A 16,018-nucleotide genomic window follows, 5' to 3' on the forward strand; every position below is an offset into this window, starting at 1 on the left:
ATGAGCAACCAGACTCAACAACACGATCAGCAGGCGGGTCAGGCGTTCAGCCAGGATGAGTTCAGCGCGCTGCTGAACAAAGAGTTCCGCCCGAAAACCGATCAGGCGCGTTCCGCCGTGGAGAGTGCGGTCAAGACCCTGGCGCAGCAGGCGCTGGAAAATACCGTCACCTTCTCGAACGACACCTACCGCACCATTCAGAACCTGATTGCCGGTATCGACGAGCAGCTCTCCCAGCAGGTGAACCAGATTATTCACCACGAAGAGTTTCAGAAGCTGGAGAGCGCCTGGCGCGGTCTGAGCTACCTGGTCAACAATACCGAAACTGACGAGATGCTGAAGATCCGCTTTATGAGCATTTCCAAGCAGGAGCTGGGCCGCACCCTGAAGCGCTACAAGGGCGTGGGCTGGGACCAGAGCCCGATCTTCAAAAAAATCTACGAGCAGGAGTACGGTCAGTTCGGCGGCGAGCCGTTTGGCTGCATCGTCGGCGACTATTACTTCGACCACAGCCCGCAGGACGTTGAGCTGCTGGGGGAAATGGCGCGCATCGGTTCTGCGGCGCACTGTCCGTTCATTACCGGTACCGCGCCGGGCGTGATGCAGATGGAGTCCTGGCAGGAGCTGGCTAACCCGCGCGATCTGACCAAGATCTTCCAGAACACCGAATACGCCGCCTGGCGTTCACTGCGTGAATCCGAAGACGCCCGCTATCTGGGGCTGGTGATGCCGCGCTTCCTGTCGCGTCTGCCGTACGGCATTCGCACTAACCCGGTGGACAGCTTTGACTTTGAAGAGCAGACCGACGGCGCAAACCACAACAGCTACTCATGGGCGAACGCGGCCTATGCGATGGCCGCCAACATCAACCGTTCCTTCAAAGAGTACGGCTGGTGCACCTCGATTCGCGGCGTGGAGTCCGGCGGGGCGGTGGAAAACCTGCCGTGCCATACCTTCCCGAGCGATGACGGCGGCGTGGACATGAAGTGCCCGACCGAGATCGCCATCAGCGATCGTCGTGAAGCCGAGCTGGCGAAAAACGGCTTTATGCCGCTGGTACACCGTAAAAACTCCGACTTTGCCGCCTTCATCGGCGCGCAGTCCCTGCAAAAACCGGCCGAGTATCACGATCCGGATGCCACCGCCAACGCGCGCCTGGCGTCTCGTCTGCCGTACCTGTTCGCCTGCTGCCGCTTTGCCCACTACCTGAAGTGCATCGTGCGCGACAAAATCGGCTCCTTCCGCGAGCGCGAAGAGATGGAGCGCTGGCTGAACGACTGGGTGATGAACTACGTCGACGGTGACCCGGCTAACTCCTCCCAGGAAACCAAGTCCCGTAAACCGCTGGCGGCTGCGGAAGTGCAGGTGCAGGAAATCGAAGACAACCCGGGCTACTACGCCGCGAAGTTCTTCCTGCGCCCGCACTACCAGCTGGAAGGTCTGACCGTTTCTCTGCGTCTGGTTTCTAAACTGCCGTCGCTGAAGACGAAAGACGCGTAAGAGCAACATCTTGCACGGGCCGGCAAGAAAGACGGCTGGAACGGTAATAATGACTTCACATTCATTCCGTTATTTCGGAGGAATGTAAGACTGTCAAATGACACGGGTCATTTGATATGAGGCAGAGGTAAAATATGGACGGTTTTATTCAGCCCCATGCTTTCCTGTTTGCCATATAAGTGCTTTTTCGAAAGCAATATTGTTCATCCACGAAGAGTAGATATTATGGCTATTGATATGTTTCTGAAGGTCGAGGGTGTTACGGGCGAATCTAAAGATTCTAACCACACCGGCTGGACTGATATTACCTCCTTCTCCTGGGGCGCTTCCCAGCCAGGTAATATGAGCGTTGGCGGTGGCGGCGGTGCCGGTAAAGTTAACTTTAACGACCTGCACGTTAACGCGCTGATCGACAAATCCACCACCGCTATCCTGAAACACTGCGCCAGCGGTAAACACCTGACTAAGGTTGAGCTGTCCGTCTGTAAAGCGGGCGGTCAGCAGGTGGAATACTCCCGCATTACGCTGGAAGATGTGCTGGTGACTTCCGTTCAGTACACCGGTGCAGACAACGGCGACACCGTGGGTGTGACCTATGCATTCCAGGCTGCGAAAGTGAAACAGCAGTACTGGGAGCAGACCACGTCGGGTGGTAAAGGTGCTGAAAGCAGCGCTGGCTGGAATATCAAAGAAAACAAAGAAGCATAATAATAGTGGGCCCGAAAGGGCTCACTTTACCCTGAGCTTCTTATCAAGGAGAAACGAGATGTCTCATATGCGTCCTGCTTTTGGTGCCGCCTGGAACAGATTCAGAGAAGTGAACGTAAACGTAGAACAGGTTGGCAAATTATTGGGTGGAAAAGTTCAGCATAATATCGACGCCGGTATTTTTAAAAATGCCTGCCCAATTCGTATGAGTTACGTTTTAAATTACTGTGGCATTCCGATTCCTTCTAACAGTAAATATGCGACAGTGACCGGGAACGACAAAAAGCGCTATATGTTCCGCGTTAAAGATATGATTGCATTTCTACCCACGGTACTGGGCAATGCAGATATGTCGGTCTCTTCCCCAACGCCTGCGCAATTTGCAGGCAAGCAAGGCATCATCATTTTTACCGGGCACGGCTGGAGCGACGCTACCGGTCATGTCACACTCTGGAATGGAAATATTTGCTCTGATGATTGCCATTTCCTCGGCTCACCGGGTAATGGTTCGTTTATTCCGACCAACGCCACCTTCTGGAGCCTGAAATGAAACGTTTATTACTGCTGGTATTGGCTATCAATGCCTCTGCTGTTTATGCCCAAAATCTGCCTGCCGTCAGCGCTTTTTCTCAGCAACAAATCTTTGAAAATTGGGTGCAAAACCGTTGCATCAGTAAGATCGCGGACAGTAAAAGTCTGAAAGATGATGCAGAGGCCAGCGCGGCCGCCTGGCTGGAAGCAAGCAATCTCCCTGCTGAAAATTTTGAAAAAGCTGACCAGATCATTGTTTCTTCTCTGAAAGAGAAGATAGGCGGTACTGAACCGGGTCAATATCAGGTTTTAAAGTGCAGCTTAATCGCCAACAGCGACGCGATTCGTCCGCTCAAAACCGCAAAATAGAAGCATTGGAAGCGGCCCCAAACGCCGCCGTTCTCGCCCCGAGAGCGGCAGCGTTTGAGCGCTAATCATACCAGCAGGAATACGCCATGCGATTCACGATTATTTCTACGAAACCCGGTCATCAGCCGCCGCAAAGCAGCTGTGATTTTTACGCCCCGGGCGGCACCATTGGGCGCGGTACGGATAACAATCTGGTATTGCCGGACAATGACCGCACCATCTCGCGTCTGCAGGCCATTGTCCACGTTGACGCTCAGGGCGAGTGCCGTGTCACCAACCGTGGCAGCGTCACCCGCGTGGTATTAAACGATATTCCGCTGGAGCGCGGACGTCAGGTTGAACTGCAGGATGGCGACATTCTCGGTATTGATGACTACCGTATCGAAGTGACCGAACTGATCCACGACACACAGCCGGTGAGCCGCATGGCGGCCAGCATGCAGCAGCAGGCGCGTCCGACAGCCGCACCCGCTGCGCCCGCAGCGCAAGCGAAGCCTGCTAACCCCGCGCCACGCGGGAAGGCGGAACCGACCGCCGTGCCTTCCGAAATCTGGGACAGCCTGATGCAGGAGTTCTCCATCTCCGACAGCATCTCCAGCAACCGAGCAAAACCGCAGCCTGCGGCCTCACAGGATCCCTTCTCCCAGCCCGCCGCGCCGGAGCGTAATGCCGAAGATCCGTTGGCGATGTTCAACGACAGCGATCCAACGCTTGAGCGCAAGAACGTCGACCCGGACACGCTGTTCAGCGACGAAGCGCTGTTCAAAAAAGAGAGCATTTTTGACGACGTGACGCCTTCTACGCTGGTGCCGCCGGTTGAGGGGCAACCCGCCCCTAAAGAAGACGCGGCGGACGAGCTTGACCCGCTGGCGCTGTTCGGTGGAAAGGCCAGCGCGCCAGCCGCGCGCAATGATGACCCGCTCGGGCTGATGGGCGGAGCACCGTTAACCCACCCGGATGATATTGCAGACGAAAAGCCAGCATCAACGCCTGAACCGGAGCAGGAAGAGGACGTGCTTGCCGATTCTCCGCTGTTCGCCCCAGAGCCGCAGGAAACGCCGCGTGAAGAAGAGCCGGCGCGGCCGGATTACGCAGGCTTCACCATGCCTACGCCGCAGGCCGTTGCGCGCAGCAGCGCTCAGGCACCGAAGGGGCGCCTGCGCATCGACCCGGTCAATAACGCGGCATCCCCAACCGCCAGCCCGAATAATGGCGAGAAGGGTGAAGTGCTGCAGGGCGAGCTGCTGCAGGCGCTGCTTGAAGGTATGGGCCTGAGCGAAATGCAGCCTGTTCCGCAGTTTGACCGGGAAAATATGCGTCAGTTGGGGCAGATTCTCGGCATGTTCTCGCAGGGCACCGTGGCGCTGCTCTCGTCGCGCTCCATCCTGAAACGCGGCGTAAAAGCCGATATGACCATGGTGCTGGACGATGCCAACAACCCGTTCAAGCTGTTGCCGACCGGGAAAACCGTCTTAATTCAGATGTTCGGCACCCCGATGCCGGGCTTTATGCCGCCGACCAAATCGGTGCGCGACGCGCTGATCGACCTGCAGGCGCACCAGCTGGGGATGATCTCCGGTATCCGCGCCATCATCGCAGCGATGCTGCAGTCCTTTAACCCGGAACAGCTGGAGGAGCAGGCGAAGCAGAACGGCATGACCTCGCGTCTGGCGCTGCCGGGCAGCCGCAAAGCCGCCCTGTGGGACTATTTTGTTCGCAGCTATGGCGAGACGGCGGGCGAGATTGAGGATGACTTCCACACCCTGTTCGGCGAAGCCTTCCTTCATGCGTATGACATGGAGGTGAATCAGTACAAAGACTCACAGAGCGGATCGGAAGACAAATGAATATCGCAACCGCTTCTCTCTCCCGCCAGGGGACGCGCGCCAGCAACCAGGATCAGACGGGAGAAACCATAGGGGAACGCTCGGCCTGCTTTGTCGTCTGCGACGGCATCGCGGGTCTGCCCGGTGGTGAAGTCGCCGCGGAACTGGCCCGTAACAGCATTATCTCCCGCTTCGATGGCGACAAGCACCTCAACGCGCAGCATATCCGCGACTACGTGCAGACGGCGAATCGCACCATTCTGAGCGAACAGCAGGCTGTTCAGGACTATCGCCGGATGGGCACGACGCTGGTCAGCCTGTTCATTGACCGGGACTACGGGCTGGCGTACTGGGCGCACGCCGGCGACAGCCGCCTGTACCTGTTTCGCCGGGGGTGGCTGTGGCACGTCACCACGGACCACAGTCTGGTGCAGCAGATGAAGGATGCCGGGCATCAGACGGACGATCTCAACAGCAACCTGCTTTATCTGGCGCTGGGAATTGAAAACGGCGGACCGGAAGCGAGCTACAGCGACGTGGTGCAGGTTGAAGACGGCGATGCCTTTTTACTCTGCACCGACGGGTTCTGGCACGGCGTCAGCGAAGAGCAAATGAAGCAGTCGCTGCACATGGTCAATACGCCGCAGGAGTGGCTGACCTTAATGAACCAAATCATTCAAAAGAATGGCGAGCAGGAGGGGAATGCGCAGGATAACTATACCGCCCTGGCGGTATGGATGGGCAACCCTCAGGACACCACTTTGCTGCACACCCTCTCTGATGCAGCACAATTTCTTCCCTGCGGAACTGATTAGACACACAAGGAACGATATGAAACTTTGGCTATCGGGTTTGGCACTTCTGGCTGCGACCTCCACCGCGCAGGCTGAAAATTTCCGCATCGTGCAGTCTCCTGCGCAGAAGCTGGATATCTGGATCGACAACATCAAAGACAACACCCCGCAAAGCTGGTGTAAGCCTGAGGTGGCGCTGCGCATTGTGGCAAACGGCAAGAAAGACGTCTCCGTGCTGGAAAACTTTGTGCCGCGTCTTGGCTCGCTGCTGGAACACCAGTGCAGCAAAGTGAATAAACTCAGCTGGACGCTCAACGATCCCGAGGGGACGACGCTGGCGCAGGGCACGGCAGCTAAAGCGCAGGACTGGGCGCTGGTGGTGAAACAGCAGCAGGCCGCGCCTGCCGAGACCGTCACCGCAACCCCAGCCAGCGGCGCGTTACTGCCACCCGATCAGAACGTGGCTTCCCGCACCGTTGCCGCGGACCGCACGCCGTGGCAGGAGTTTACCCTGCAGGATGGCTGCCACCTGCGCACCTTCTGGGAGGGCGGCGCGTCCGCTCCGGCGCTCTTTATTCCGGATTCTGACACCACCCGCTGCGGTAACGGCAGCTGGCTGAGCGGTCACACCGTTATCTCTCAGTCCCGCAACGGCGGGCAGAAAGAGATGGCGGTGACGTACATTCACGGCTTCCCGGTGATGGGGCTGAATCAGAGCGCCGATCCGGAAAACGCGCTGATCACCTCCGTCAATAAAGAGCGCATGGTATTCAGCACGCCAGACAGCGATCAGAGCTGGATGATCCTGCCTTACGACAGCACCCTGAACAGCTGGAAGAGCAACGGCACGGTTGCGGTAGAAATTTCCCGCGAGACCGCCAGCGACGATGCAAAACTGCAGGCGCGTATTGCGGCGGTGAAGAAAACCTGGAGCGCCTGGGTTGCCCCAGGCACCCCGCTGAATATCGTTCTGATTGATACCCTGCGTCCTCAGTTGCGCGATCCGGCAGTAGGCGCCTGGCGCGCGGCGAATTAAGGAATGGCTATGAATACGCTCTATCAACACCTGGCGGGTGAAACGCTCAACGACGCGCTGGCGCGTCTTGAAGCGGAGATCAAAGCCCGTCCGGCAGATGCAGACCTCCGCGCCGCGTTCGTGCAGTTTTTAATCCTCAGCGGCAACGGGACGCGCGCGCTGACCCAGTTGAAAAGCTGGCTGGCGCTGAAGCCGCAGGCGAAACCCACCGTCACGCTGCTGGAGCAGTCCATTCAGGGCGAGCTGCAGCGCGCACAGGTGATGGCGGGGCAGGCGCGTCCGGCCATGCCTGAAACTCAGTGGCCGTGGCTGACCACCCTGGCCGCGGCGCTCCGCGAGGAGGGCGAGCGTGCCCGGTCGCTGCGCCTTGAAGCGCTTGACCAGGCGCAGGCCACTCCCGGCCACATCACCCTCGAAAACGATGAGGCTCAGGCGTTTGACTGGCTGATGGACGGCGATGCCCGTCTCGGCCCGGTGTGCGAAACCATCGTGAACGGCCGCTATTTCTGGCTGCCGTTTAACGCTATCGCCGAGATCCGTTTCCAGGCGCCTGCCAGCGTGACCGATCTGGTCTGGCGTCACGCGCTGGTGCGCCTGACCGACGGTACGGAGCAGGTATGTCAGATCCCGGCGCGTTACCCGTTTGCTGCCGATGCGTCGGATGCGATCAAACTGGGCCGCACTACCGAGTGGCAGCCGCTCGACGAGGACGGCACCCTGTACGAAGGGATGGGCCAGAAAGCCTGGCTCAGCGAGCAAAGCGAAAGCCCGTTGCTGTCGTTAAGCCTCGTGTCGTTTGCGACGGATGGAGCCAATGAGTAATCCCGCTGGCGAAGGCGATCTGCTGCGCAGCGGCTGGCAAGCCCGCAGCAGGCAGGAGAAGGTGGGGGCGCGCGACAAAATGCAGCCTTCGCTGCTCGATCGCCTCACCGATAACGACCCGGAAAAAAAACGCGAGCCGGCCAACAGCAACCTGATCACCCACGCCGCGCTGCGTCGTAACGTGCTGCGGGATCTGCAGTGGCTGTTTAACACCATCAACCACGATGCCTCCGGCGATTTAAGCGCGCTACCGCACGTGAGCCGCTCGGTGGTTAACTTCGGCGTCGCGCCGCTGGCCGGGAAGAGAATGTCGGATATCGAATGGCACGACATTCAGCGCAAGCTCACCGAGGCCATCATCAATTTTGAACCGCGCATTTTGCCGCAGGGGCTGCAGGTCCGCTGCGTGTCGGATACCTCCTCGCTGGATCTTCATAACGTGCTCTCCATTGAGATTAAAGGGCGCTTATGGTGTGTGCCGTACCCGCTGGAGTTTCTGTTTCGCACCGATGTCGATCTGGAAAACGGCCATTTTGAACTGAAAGATGCGGGGTAATCATGGAAAGTAAACTGCTCGAATATTACAACCGTGAGCTGGCCTACCTGCGCGAAATGGGGGCCGAGTTTGCCGAACGCTATCCGAAGGTCGCCGGGCGGCTGGGCATGCGCGGCATCGAAGTGGCGGACCCGTACACCGAACGCCTGATGGAAGGTTTCGCGTTTCTGACCTCCCGCGTGCAGATGAAAATGGACGCGGAGTTTCCGCGTTTCTCCCAGCGTCTGCTGGAGATGATCGCGCCGAACTACCTCGCGCCCACCCCTTCAATGGCGATTGCGGAAATTGAGCCCGACAGCAGCCGCGGCGATCTGAGCAACGGCTTTATTGTGCCGCGCGGCACCATGATGGACAGCCTGGCGCTGAAAAAAACCGGCGTAACCTGCAGCTATACCACCGCGCACGAGGTTAATCTGCTGCCGCTGAAAATCGACAAAGTGGAGCTCGGCGGCGTGCCCGCTGACCTGCCGCTGGCGCAGCTCGGCTTAAGCCAGCGGGGGATCAACAGCGCCTTGCGGATCCGCATTGCCTGCGACGGCCCGCAAAACCTTGGGCACCTGAATTTTGACCGGCTGGAGTTTTTCCTCAGCGGCCCGGACATTGAGGCGCTGAAGTTGCTGGAGCTGGTGATGGAGCACCACGCCGGGATCGTCTGCCAGACGGTCAGCCCGCAGCCGCAGCGACAGCTGCTGGCAACGGATGCGCTGCGTCAGGAGGGCTTTGCGCCGGACCAGGCGCTCCTCCCGGACGATCTGCGCAACTTTGACGGCTACCGTCTGCTGCAGGAGTATTTTGCGTTTCCGGCCCGCTTCCGCTTTATCAGCCTGAGCGGTCTGAGCACGCTAATCCAGCGCTGCGAAAACGAAAAAGCCTTCGATATCTTCATTCTGCTGGATAAGTCGGATGAACAGCTGGAGCGCGTGGTCGACGCCAGCCATCTGGCGCTGCACTGCACGCCGGTCATCAACCTGTTCCCGAAAGTGGCGGCCCGGCAGAAGCTGAATGAAGGCCAGCATGAATACCATCTGGTGGTCGATAACATCCGCCCGCTGGACTACGAAATTTATGCGGTAAATAAAATTTTTGGCAGCGCCGACGGCCAGCGCGACGACCAGACGTTTCGTCCGTTCTGGAGCACCTGGAGCGGCGACGCGGGCAACTACGGGGCCTATTTTTCCCTGCGCCGGGAACAGCGCGTGCTCTCCGAACACGCCCTGCGCTACGGCACCCGTACCGGCTATATCGGCTCGGAGGTCTTTGTCTCGCTGGTGGATGAACAGCATGCCCCGTGGCAGGAAAACCTGCGCTACATCTCTGCCGAGGTGCTCTGTACCAGCCGCGACCTGCCGCTGATGCTCCAGCAGGAGCTCGGGCAGTTCATTATGGCCGACTCCATGCCGGTGAAGGGGTTAACCCTGCGCAAAGGCCCGACGCCGCCGCGTCCGGCGCTGGCGGAAGGGTTCAGCACCTGGCGGCTCATCAGCCAGCTGCAGATGAACTACCTCAGCCTGATGGACAGCGAAAATGAAGAGGGGGCAGCGGCGCTGCGCCAGCTGTTAGGTCTGTATGCCAACCTGGCCGAAACGCCGGTTGCGCGTCAGGTGGAGGGGGTTCGCCATTGTGTGCTGGAGCCGGTACACCGCCGCGTGCCTGAACCCGGCCCGGTCGTTTTCGCCCGCGGAATTGGCATCACCCTGACGGTGGACGAGCGGGCGTTTTCCGGCGCCAGCCCGTGGCTTTTCGGCAGCGTGATGGAGCGCCTTTTTGCCCGTCTGGTCTCCATCAACAGCTTCACCGAGTTCACCCTGAAGAGTCAGCAGCGCGGCGAGATAGGCTACTGGGCACCGCGCATGGGTAAAAGGGCGCTGGTATGAGTGACGCTGCCACCGCACCGCTGCGCGTGCATCGCCTGACGAAGCTGCCGGATACGTTCTGGCACGGGGTCCGCGAGACGCCCTGGCGCTACGATCTGTTTCAGCTGTTAAGGCGCATTGATGCCCAGGGTGGCGAGCGTTACCCGCTGGGCCGCGCGCCGCTGCCGAAATTTGAGCCGCTGCGCATTGGTCAGCAGCCCTCAATGAGCTTTGCGCCGTCGACGCTGGCCCAGGTACGACAGCGTGAGGAAAGCGGGCTGCATGAGGTGTCGATCCTCAGCTTTGGCCTGTTTGGCCCGAACGGCCCGCTGCCGGTGCATATGACCGAGTACGCCCGCGAGCGGATTTATCATCATCAGGACACCAGCCTCAGCGCGTTTGCCGATCTGTTCCATCATCGTCTTGCGCTGCTGTTTTACCGCGCCTGGGCGGATGCGCAGCCTGCCGTTTCCCTCGATCGCGCCGACAATAAGCGCTTTGAGGGCTACCTGGCGTCGCTGATCGGCATGGGACAGCCGGGTCAGATGAACAAGGGCAGCCTGAGCGCCCATGCCCGCTTTACCCACGCCGGGCACCTGACCCGCCACGGGCGGGATCCGGAAGGGCTGGAGAAGATCCTGCGCAGCTATTTTAAAGCGCCGGTCAAGCTGGTGAGCAACGTGCCGCAGTGGATGCCGCTCTCCACCCGCGAGCAGGCGCAGCTGGGAGCAGGACGCCGCATGCCGCGCATGGGGGAGTCCGCTTTTCTCGGCGTCGCCGTCCGCGACGTGCAGCATAAGTTTCGTATCGAGATTGGCCCGCTGAGTGCGGAGGAGTACAACCGCTTTCTGCCGGGCGAAGCGTGGGTCACCGAGCTGCGCGACTGGGTGCGCCAGTACGCGGGAATTGAGTTTGAATGGGAAACACGGGTGATCCTGCGTGAAGACGCGGTGCAGGGCACCACGCTCGGCAGCGATGGGCGATTAGGCTTTAACACCTGGCTGGGGCATCAGCCGCAGCCTGTCCCGCGTGGCGATCTGGTGTATCGCGCAGAGCGATAAATTTTTCTAACGCATTGTTATCAACGGAACCGAACATGTCAGAAATTAGCCGTGCCGTGCTTTTCGGCAAACTGGATACGCTGTTATTTACCTCTCTGGAAAGCGCGACTGCCTTCTGCAAGCTGCGCGGCAACCCCTACGTTGAGCTGGTGCACTGGCTGCATCAGCTGATGCAGCAGCAGGATGGCGATCTGCAGCAGGTCATCCGCCACTTTGCCCTCGACGAACAGCAGCTAACGCGCGATATCGTGGCGGCGCTGGACGCTCTGCCGCGCGGCGCAAGTTCCGTTTCCGATCTCTCCGAACATATCGACAGCGCCGTGGAGCGCGCCTGGGTATTCGGCTCGCTGAAGTTTGGCGTCAGCCGCATTCGCGGCGGCCATTTGCTGATTGGCATCCTCAAGACCTGGAATCTGGCCAACGTGCTGAAAAGCATCTCGTCGCAGTTCACCCGTCTTAACGTCGAAGTGCTGATCGAGCAGTTCGACGCTATTTGCGCCAACAGCAAAGAGACGCAGCAGGCCGCTGCCGCCGTCGATGCACCGGCGGGTGCGGTCCCGGCGGCGCAGGGAACGCTGGCCCAGTACGGCCAGGACCTGACCGCCCGGGCCCGCGACGGGAAGATTGACCCGGTTGTCGGGCGCGACGAGGAGATCCGCCAGATGGTGGATATCCTGATGCGCCGCCGCCAGAACAACCCGCTGCTGACCGGGGAGGCCGGGGTCGGCAAAACCGCAGTCGTTGAAGGGCTGGCGCTGCGTATCGCCGACGGCGACGTGCCGGAGCCGCTGCAAAATATTCAGCTGTGGCTGCTGGATATCGGCATGCTGCAGGCAGGCGCGGGCATGAAAGGCGAGTTTGAAGCCCGTCTGCAGGCGCTCATTAATGAAGTCCAGTCCAGCGCCACGCCGATTATTCTGTTTATCGATGAGATCCACACTCTGATTGGTGCAGGCGGCCAGCAGGGAACCGGCGATGCGGCGAACCTGCTGAAGCCGGCCCTGGCGCGCGGTCAGCTGCGCACCATCGGTGCCACCACCTGGGCGGAATACAAAAAGTACATTGAGAAAGACCCGGCGCTTACCCGTCGTTTCCAGACCGTACAGGTTCACGAGCCGGACGAAGCGAAAGCCATTCTGATGCTGCGCAGCACCGTGTCGCCGCTGGAGACGCACCACCAGGTCCTGCTGCTCGACGAAGCGGTCAGCGCGGCGGTGAAGCTGTCCCATCGCTATATCCCGGCGCGCCAGCTGCCGGACAAAGCCGTTGCGCTGCTCGACACCGCCTGCGCCCGCGTGGCCGTCAGCCAGAGCGCGCCCCCTGCGCAGCTGGAAGACTGCCTGCGCCATCTTGCCGCGCTGGACGTGGAAATTGAAATTGCTGAACGCGAAGCGCGCGTCGGCGCCGGTGACGCAGAGCGCGTAACGGCATTAATCACAGAGCGCGACGCGTATAAAACAAAACGCGAAGCTCTGGCCCGGCGCTGGGAAGACGAGCGCGGTCTGGTGCAGGAGATCATCCGCCTGCGCGCCGCGCTGTTTGCGGCGGGCGAGGAAGAGACCGCCGAGCTGCGCAGCCAGCTGGCGGAGCAGCAGCAGGCGCTGAACGCCTTACAGGGTGACGAGCCGCTGCTTTTTGCGGCGGTAGATGAAAACGTGGTCGCCGCAGTCGTCTCTGACTGGACCGGGATCCCGCTGGGCCGGATGGTGAAAAACGAGATTGACGCGGTGCTGAATCTTGCCGATACGCTGAACCAGCGCGTTATCGGCCAGCGTCACGGGCTGGATCTCATTGCCCGCCGCGTGAAAACCTCGCGGGCGAAGCTCGACGATCCGAACAAACCGGTGGGCGTCTTTATGCTGTGCGGTCCGTCCGGCGTCGGGAAAACTGAAACCGCGCTGGCGCTGGCGGAATCCCTGTACGGCGGCGAGCAGAACGTCATCACCATCAACATGAGCGAGTTCCAGGAAGCGCACACCGTTTCCACCTTAAAAGGTGCGCCTCCGGGATACGTAGGGTATGGTGAAGGCGGCGTGTTAACCGAGGCCGTGCGCCGTCGCCCTTACAGCGTGGTGCTGCTGGACGAAATTGAAAAAGCGCACCCGGACGTCCATGAGATCTTCTTCCAGGTATTCGATAAAGGCTGGATGGAGGACGGCGAGGGGCGCCACATTGATTTCCGTAACACCATTATCATTCTGACGTCCAACGTGGGCACCGAGCTGATAAGCGCCATGTGCGCCGATCCGGAGCTGATGCCGGAGCCTGACGCATTAAGCGGCGCGCTGCGCCAGCCGCTGCTGGAAGTATTCCCGCCGGCGCTGCTGGGCCGCCTGCTGGTGGTGCCGTACTACCCGCTCAGCGACGAGATGCTCGGGCAGATTGTGCGCCTGCAGCTCAAGCGCATTCAGCGTCGTCTGGAAGAGAATCACAGCATTATTTCTGAGTTTGACGACAGCGTGGTGGAACAGATTGTTCAGCGCTGCACCGAGGTGGAGTCCGGTGGCCGCATGGTGGATGCTATTCTGACTAACACCCTGCTGCCTCAGATGAGCCAGATCTTACTTACCGCCAGCCGCAGCGACGAGCAGTACCGACGCCTGCATGTCACCTGCGAGCAGGGCGAGTTTCACTGTCAGTTTGCCGCGTAATAATCATCAAGAGAACTGTAAAAGATGACGGATAATGATAACAATCGGACTGTCCCAAACGCGCTCCCGGTCGGGTACCGCTTCAACGAGTTTGAAATCAAAGAGGTGATCGGCGGCGGCGGTTTTGGCATTGTCTATCGCGCGTGGGATCACCAGCTCGAACGCACTATCGCTATCAAAGAATTTATGCCTTCCTCGCTCGCCGTGCGCGGCGACGACATGACCCTGGTGCTGCGCAGTGAGCGCTTTGGCAAAGCATTTTCCGCGGGCCTGAACAGCTTTATTCAGGAAGCGCGTCTGCTGGCGCGTTTTAACCACCCGAACCTGCTGCACGTCCTGCGTTTCTGGGTGCAAAACGACACGGCTTACATGGGGACGCTGTTTTATAGCGGCACCACGCTTTCACGCCTGCGCGAAGAAAAACCGGAGCTGATCAACGAGGCCTGGATCCGCCGCACGCTGCCGATGCTGTTCGGCGCGATCAAGACCATCCACGACGAAGGCTATCTGCACCGTGATATCTCTCTGGATAATATTCAGATCCAGGATAACGGCCTGCCGGTGCTGCTCGATTTCGGCTCCGCGCGCCGCACCATCGGCAACCTTTCCGACGAAACGGAAACCATGCTGCGCCCCGGCTTTGCGCCGATTGAGCAGTACACCGACGACAACGAGAGCGAGCAGGGGCCGTGGACGGATATTTACGCCCTCGGCGCGGTGCTGCGTACCCTGATTGTGGGTTCTCCGCCGCCGGTCAGCGTGGTGCGCTCCATCCAGGATACCTGTAAGCCGCTGGTGGAAATCATGCCGCAGGGCTACTCCATCCCGCTGCTGCAGGCCATCGACCGCGCGCTGGCGCTGCACATGGAGGACCGTCCGCAGTCTATCGACGAATTCGCGGCGCTGATTGAGATGCCGGTCGCCGGGATCAACGACGTGCTCACCGCCAAAAAGACCGGCACCATGCTGGTTCCGGTTGAGGAAGAGAAGCCAGCTTCGGTGCTCGACTGGCGTCGCTATAAGATCCCGGGCATGGTTGCCGCGGGCGTGCTGGTGGGCGTTGTCGCCGGGGCGATGCTGTTCAGCGGTGGGAATGATGCGCCTGAGCAGGCTGCCCAGGCTCCGTCAGAGACGCGTCCGACAGAAACTGCCGCGAACGCGCCAGAGGTGAAGCCAGAAACGGCGACGGTGAGCGAGCCGGCGACGGCACAGCAGACGCCACCGCCTGCCGCGAGCCCGATTGCGCTGGTCTATATCCGTATCCAGGACGGTGAAATGCTGAAAGTGAACGGCGAACCAAAAGCGCTGCGTCCGGCGACCAACGGCTATGCCTCGCTCAAGCTGCCAGCCGGAGAGGCGAAGATTGAACTGCAGGGCAACGGGAGAACGCGCAGCCAGACGCTGGATATCAGCAAGCCGGGCACCTGGCTGGTGAATCCTTAGTAATGCACGATCTTCAAGGCCAGAGACTTATTCCAAAGGTGTTCGAAGATCGTCTCTTCTCTTTATGTACAAAATCGCTTTAGGATTGAAAGCTCAGTTGGGTCAGTAGCGGTGGTCTTAATTGACCACCGTCAGTGAAAAACGACAGGCCCTTTTGTCTCCGACCCCGGAGAGTTAGCTGAAGCGAAGATGCGGAATTCCATTTTTGTCAGTGTTAATTACGTGCATAAACAAAATGTCGCTCATTTAAAGAGTAAATCAGGGTATTTCTGGGGAAGTATGGATCTTCTCGCAATTTTACTTTATTGCGAGAATTCAGTACGCCACAACAGAATCCCATTTCTTTCTGACGCAAAAGCATTTAGTGCTTCGTTGAATTATTTTGCAGGTGATGGTTTCAGCATTTTGGTCATGCTTTTTTTTGTGCTTGACTTACTTTTACTACTCTCTTTGTTTGCTTCGGCCTGGTTATTCTTCAAACGAAAGAACGGTGCAGTCAAATTTGCTCTTGCTCAGGAATTATTTCGTTTGATTTCATTCAGATGTTCAGTCTCATTTTTCCCTCTTTTAGTAAGCGTGTTTGGAATTTCAAACGTCTGGTTGAATGTAGGGTTATTTGTCGCATCAGAGTCACTGAAAATCTACTCTCTTGTTTTTTGGATGAACGAGCGGGAAAAGCCCCTTTCTTGAATGATGCTTTATCAGAGATGCGACCCGCTTTTTTGCATCGCATAAGCTAAATGGAATAAAGATTATGCTCAACCGAATTACCGTTCAGCTCCCGGTGGAGGGGCTTCTGTTCTGGAAACTGACGGGCCGCGAGGCGATGTCCGAGTCGTTCGCGCTGACGCTGACCGTACTCGGCACG

The 16,018-nt window shown here is 59.1% G+C and carries 14 protein-coding genes; all 14 read left to right on the plus strand.

What is annotated here, in order from left to right:
- The 14 genes from tssC to ACTJI7_RS12540 all read left to right on the plus strand — a co-directional run bounded on the left by tssC (position 1) and on the right by ACTJI7_RS12540 (position 15,840).
- The gene (gene tssC / locus ACTJI7_RS12475; RefSeq protein ID WP_006810956.1) at positions 1–1,500 is read left to right on the plus strand and encodes a type VI secretion system contractile sheath large subunit; all 1,500 of its coding nucleotides are present in this window, start codon (positions 1–3) and stop codon (positions 1,498–1,500) included.
- A gap of 225 nt (positions 1,501–1,725) precedes the next feature.
- Positions 1,726–2,208, plus strand: coding sequence for an Hcp family type VI secretion system effector (locus tag ACTJI7_RS12480; RefSeq protein ID WP_008502640.1), 483 nt, complete (start codon positions 1,726–1,728; stop codon positions 2,206–2,208).
- A gap of 58 nt (positions 2,209–2,266) precedes the next feature.
- The gene (locus tag ACTJI7_RS12485) at positions 2,267–2,758 is read left to right on the plus strand and encodes a type VI secretion system amidase effector protein Tae4 (RefSeq protein WP_023330611.1); all 492 of its coding nucleotides are present in this window, start codon (positions 2,267–2,269) and stop codon (positions 2,756–2,758) included.
- Positions 2,755–3,108, plus strand: a complete 354-nt coding sequence (locus ACTJI7_RS12490) for a T6SS amidase immunity protein Tai4 family protein (RefSeq protein ID WP_048960690.1) — start codon at positions 2,755–2,757, stop codon at positions 3,106–3,108. Before ACTJI7_RS12485 ends, ACTJI7_RS12490 begins: the two co-directional genes overlap by 4 nt.
- Before the next feature lie 86 nt (positions 3,109–3,194).
- Positions 3,195–4,955 (plus strand): type VI secretion system-associated FHA domain protein TagH, encoded by a 1,761-nt coding sequence (gene tagH, locus ACTJI7_RS12495; protein ID WP_059358138.1) that lies wholly within the window; start codon positions 3,195–3,197, stop codon positions 4,953–4,955.
- Complete coding sequence (locus ACTJI7_RS12500; RefSeq protein ID WP_023336024.1) at positions 4,952–5,749, plus strand: PP2C family protein-serine/threonine phosphatase; 798 nt, start codon at positions 4,952–4,954, stop codon at positions 5,747–5,749. The genes tagH and ACTJI7_RS12500 overlap by 4 nt, the downstream gene beginning before the upstream one ends.
- A 16-nt stretch (positions 5,750–5,765) precedes the next feature.
- Positions 5,766–6,764 carry a hypothetical protein gene (locus tag ACTJI7_RS12505; protein WP_063437358.1) on the plus strand — a complete coding sequence of 333 codons (999 nt, stop codon included), beginning with the start codon at positions 5,766–5,768 and terminating at the stop codon, positions 6,762–6,764.
- Positions 6,765–6,773: 9 nt separating this feature from the next.
- Positions 6,774–7,586: a type VI secretion system accessory protein TagJ gene (locus tag ACTJI7_RS12510; protein WP_136343449.1), complete on the plus strand. Its 813-nt coding sequence runs from the start codon at positions 6,774–6,776 to the stop codon at positions 7,584–7,586.
- Positions 7,579–8,142, plus strand: a complete 564-nt coding sequence (gene tssE, locus ACTJI7_RS12515; protein WP_028013485.1) for a type VI secretion system baseplate subunit TssE — start codon at positions 7,579–7,581, stop codon at positions 8,140–8,142. Before ACTJI7_RS12510 ends, tssE begins: the two co-directional genes overlap by 8 nt.
- A 2-nt stretch (positions 8,143–8,144) precedes the next feature.
- Positions 8,145–10,016 carry a type VI secretion system baseplate subunit TssF gene (gene tssF, locus ACTJI7_RS12520; RefSeq protein WP_045260272.1) on the plus strand — a complete coding sequence of 624 codons (1,872 nt, stop codon included), beginning with the start codon at positions 8,145–8,147 and terminating at the stop codon, positions 10,014–10,016.
- Positions 10,013–11,056 carry a type VI secretion system baseplate subunit TssG gene (gene tssG / locus ACTJI7_RS12525; protein WP_063154426.1) on the plus strand — a complete coding sequence of 348 codons (1,044 nt, stop codon included), beginning with the start codon at positions 10,013–10,015 and terminating at the stop codon, positions 11,054–11,056. The genes tssF and tssG overlap by 4 nt, the downstream gene beginning before the upstream one ends.
- 35 nt (positions 11,057–11,091) lie before the next feature.
- Positions 11,092–13,707 carry a type VI secretion system ATPase TssH gene (tssH, locus tag ACTJI7_RS12530; protein ID WP_063154424.1) on the plus strand — a complete coding sequence of 872 codons (2,616 nt, stop codon included), beginning with the start codon at positions 11,092–11,094 and terminating at the stop codon, positions 13,705–13,707.
- 24 nt (positions 13,708–13,731) lie between these two features.
- The gene (locus tag ACTJI7_RS12535; protein WP_063154422.1) at positions 13,732–15,150 is read left to right on the plus strand and encodes a serine/threonine protein kinase; all 1,419 of its coding nucleotides are present in this window, start codon (positions 13,732–13,734) and stop codon (positions 15,148–15,150) included.
- Positions 15,151–15,429: 279 nt separating this feature from the next.
- Positions 15,430–15,840: a hypothetical protein gene (locus ACTJI7_RS12540; protein ID WP_226859124.1), complete on the plus strand. Its 411-nt coding sequence runs from the start codon at positions 15,430–15,432 to the stop codon at positions 15,838–15,840.
- Positions 15,841–16,018: the final 178 nt, after the last annotated feature.

Origin of the sequence: Enterobacter sp. 22499, from assembly GCF_052044815.1 — a bacterium.
Classification (GTDB): domain Bacteria; phylum Pseudomonadota; class Gammaproteobacteria; order Enterobacterales; family Enterobacteriaceae; genus Enterobacter; species Enterobacter bugandensis.

Excerpts from the sequence above, each read along its gene's own strand:
- ACTJI7_RS12540 (WP_226859124.1), top strand. The coding sequence starts at position 15,430 with ATGGATCTTCTCGCAATTTTACTTTATTGCGAGAATTCAGTACGCCAC.
- ACTJI7_RS12480 (WP_008502640.1), top strand. The coding sequence starts at position 1,726 with ATGGCTATTGATATGTTTCTGAAGGTCGAGGGTGTTACGGGCGAATCT.
- tssE (WP_028013485.1), top strand. The coding sequence starts at position 7,579 with ATGAGTAATCCCGCTGGCGAAGGCGATCTGCTGCGCAGCGGCTGGCAA.
- ACTJI7_RS12535 (WP_063154422.1), top strand. The coding sequence starts at position 13,732 with ATGACGGATAATGATAACAATCGGACTGTCCCAAACGCGCTCCCGGTC.
- ACTJI7_RS12510 (WP_136343449.1), top strand. The coding sequence starts at position 6,774 with ATGAATACGCTCTATCAACACCTGGCGGGTGAAACGCTCAACGACGCG.
- tssH (WP_063154424.1), top strand. The coding sequence starts at position 11,092 with ATGTCAGAAATTAGCCGTGCCGTGCTTTTCGGCAAACTGGATACGCTG.
- tssG (WP_063154426.1), top strand. The coding sequence starts at position 10,013 with ATGAGTGACGCTGCCACCGCACCGCTGCGCGTGCATCGCCTGACGAAG.
- ACTJI7_RS12500 (WP_023336024.1), top strand. The coding sequence starts at position 4,952 with ATGAATATCGCAACCGCTTCTCTCTCCCGCCAGGGGACGCGCGCCAGC.
- tagH (WP_059358138.1), top strand. The coding sequence starts at position 3,195 with ATGCGATTCACGATTATTTCTACGAAACCCGGTCATCAGCCGCCGCAA.
- ACTJI7_RS12505 (WP_063437358.1), top strand. The coding sequence starts at position 5,766 with ATGAAACTTTGGCTATCGGGTTTGGCACTTCTGGCTGCGACCTCCACC.
- tssF (WP_045260272.1), top strand. The coding sequence starts at position 8,145 with ATGGAAAGTAAACTGCTCGAATATTACAACCGTGAGCTGGCCTACCTG.
- ACTJI7_RS12490 (WP_048960690.1), top strand. The coding sequence starts at position 2,755 with ATGAAACGTTTATTACTGCTGGTATTGGCTATCAATGCCTCTGCTGTT.
- ACTJI7_RS12485 (WP_023330611.1), top strand. The coding sequence starts at position 2,267 with ATGTCTCATATGCGTCCTGCTTTTGGTGCCGCCTGGAACAGATTCAGA.
- tssC (WP_006810956.1), top strand. The coding sequence starts at position 1 with ATGAGCAACCAGACTCAACAACACGATCAGCAGGCGGGTCAGGCGTTC.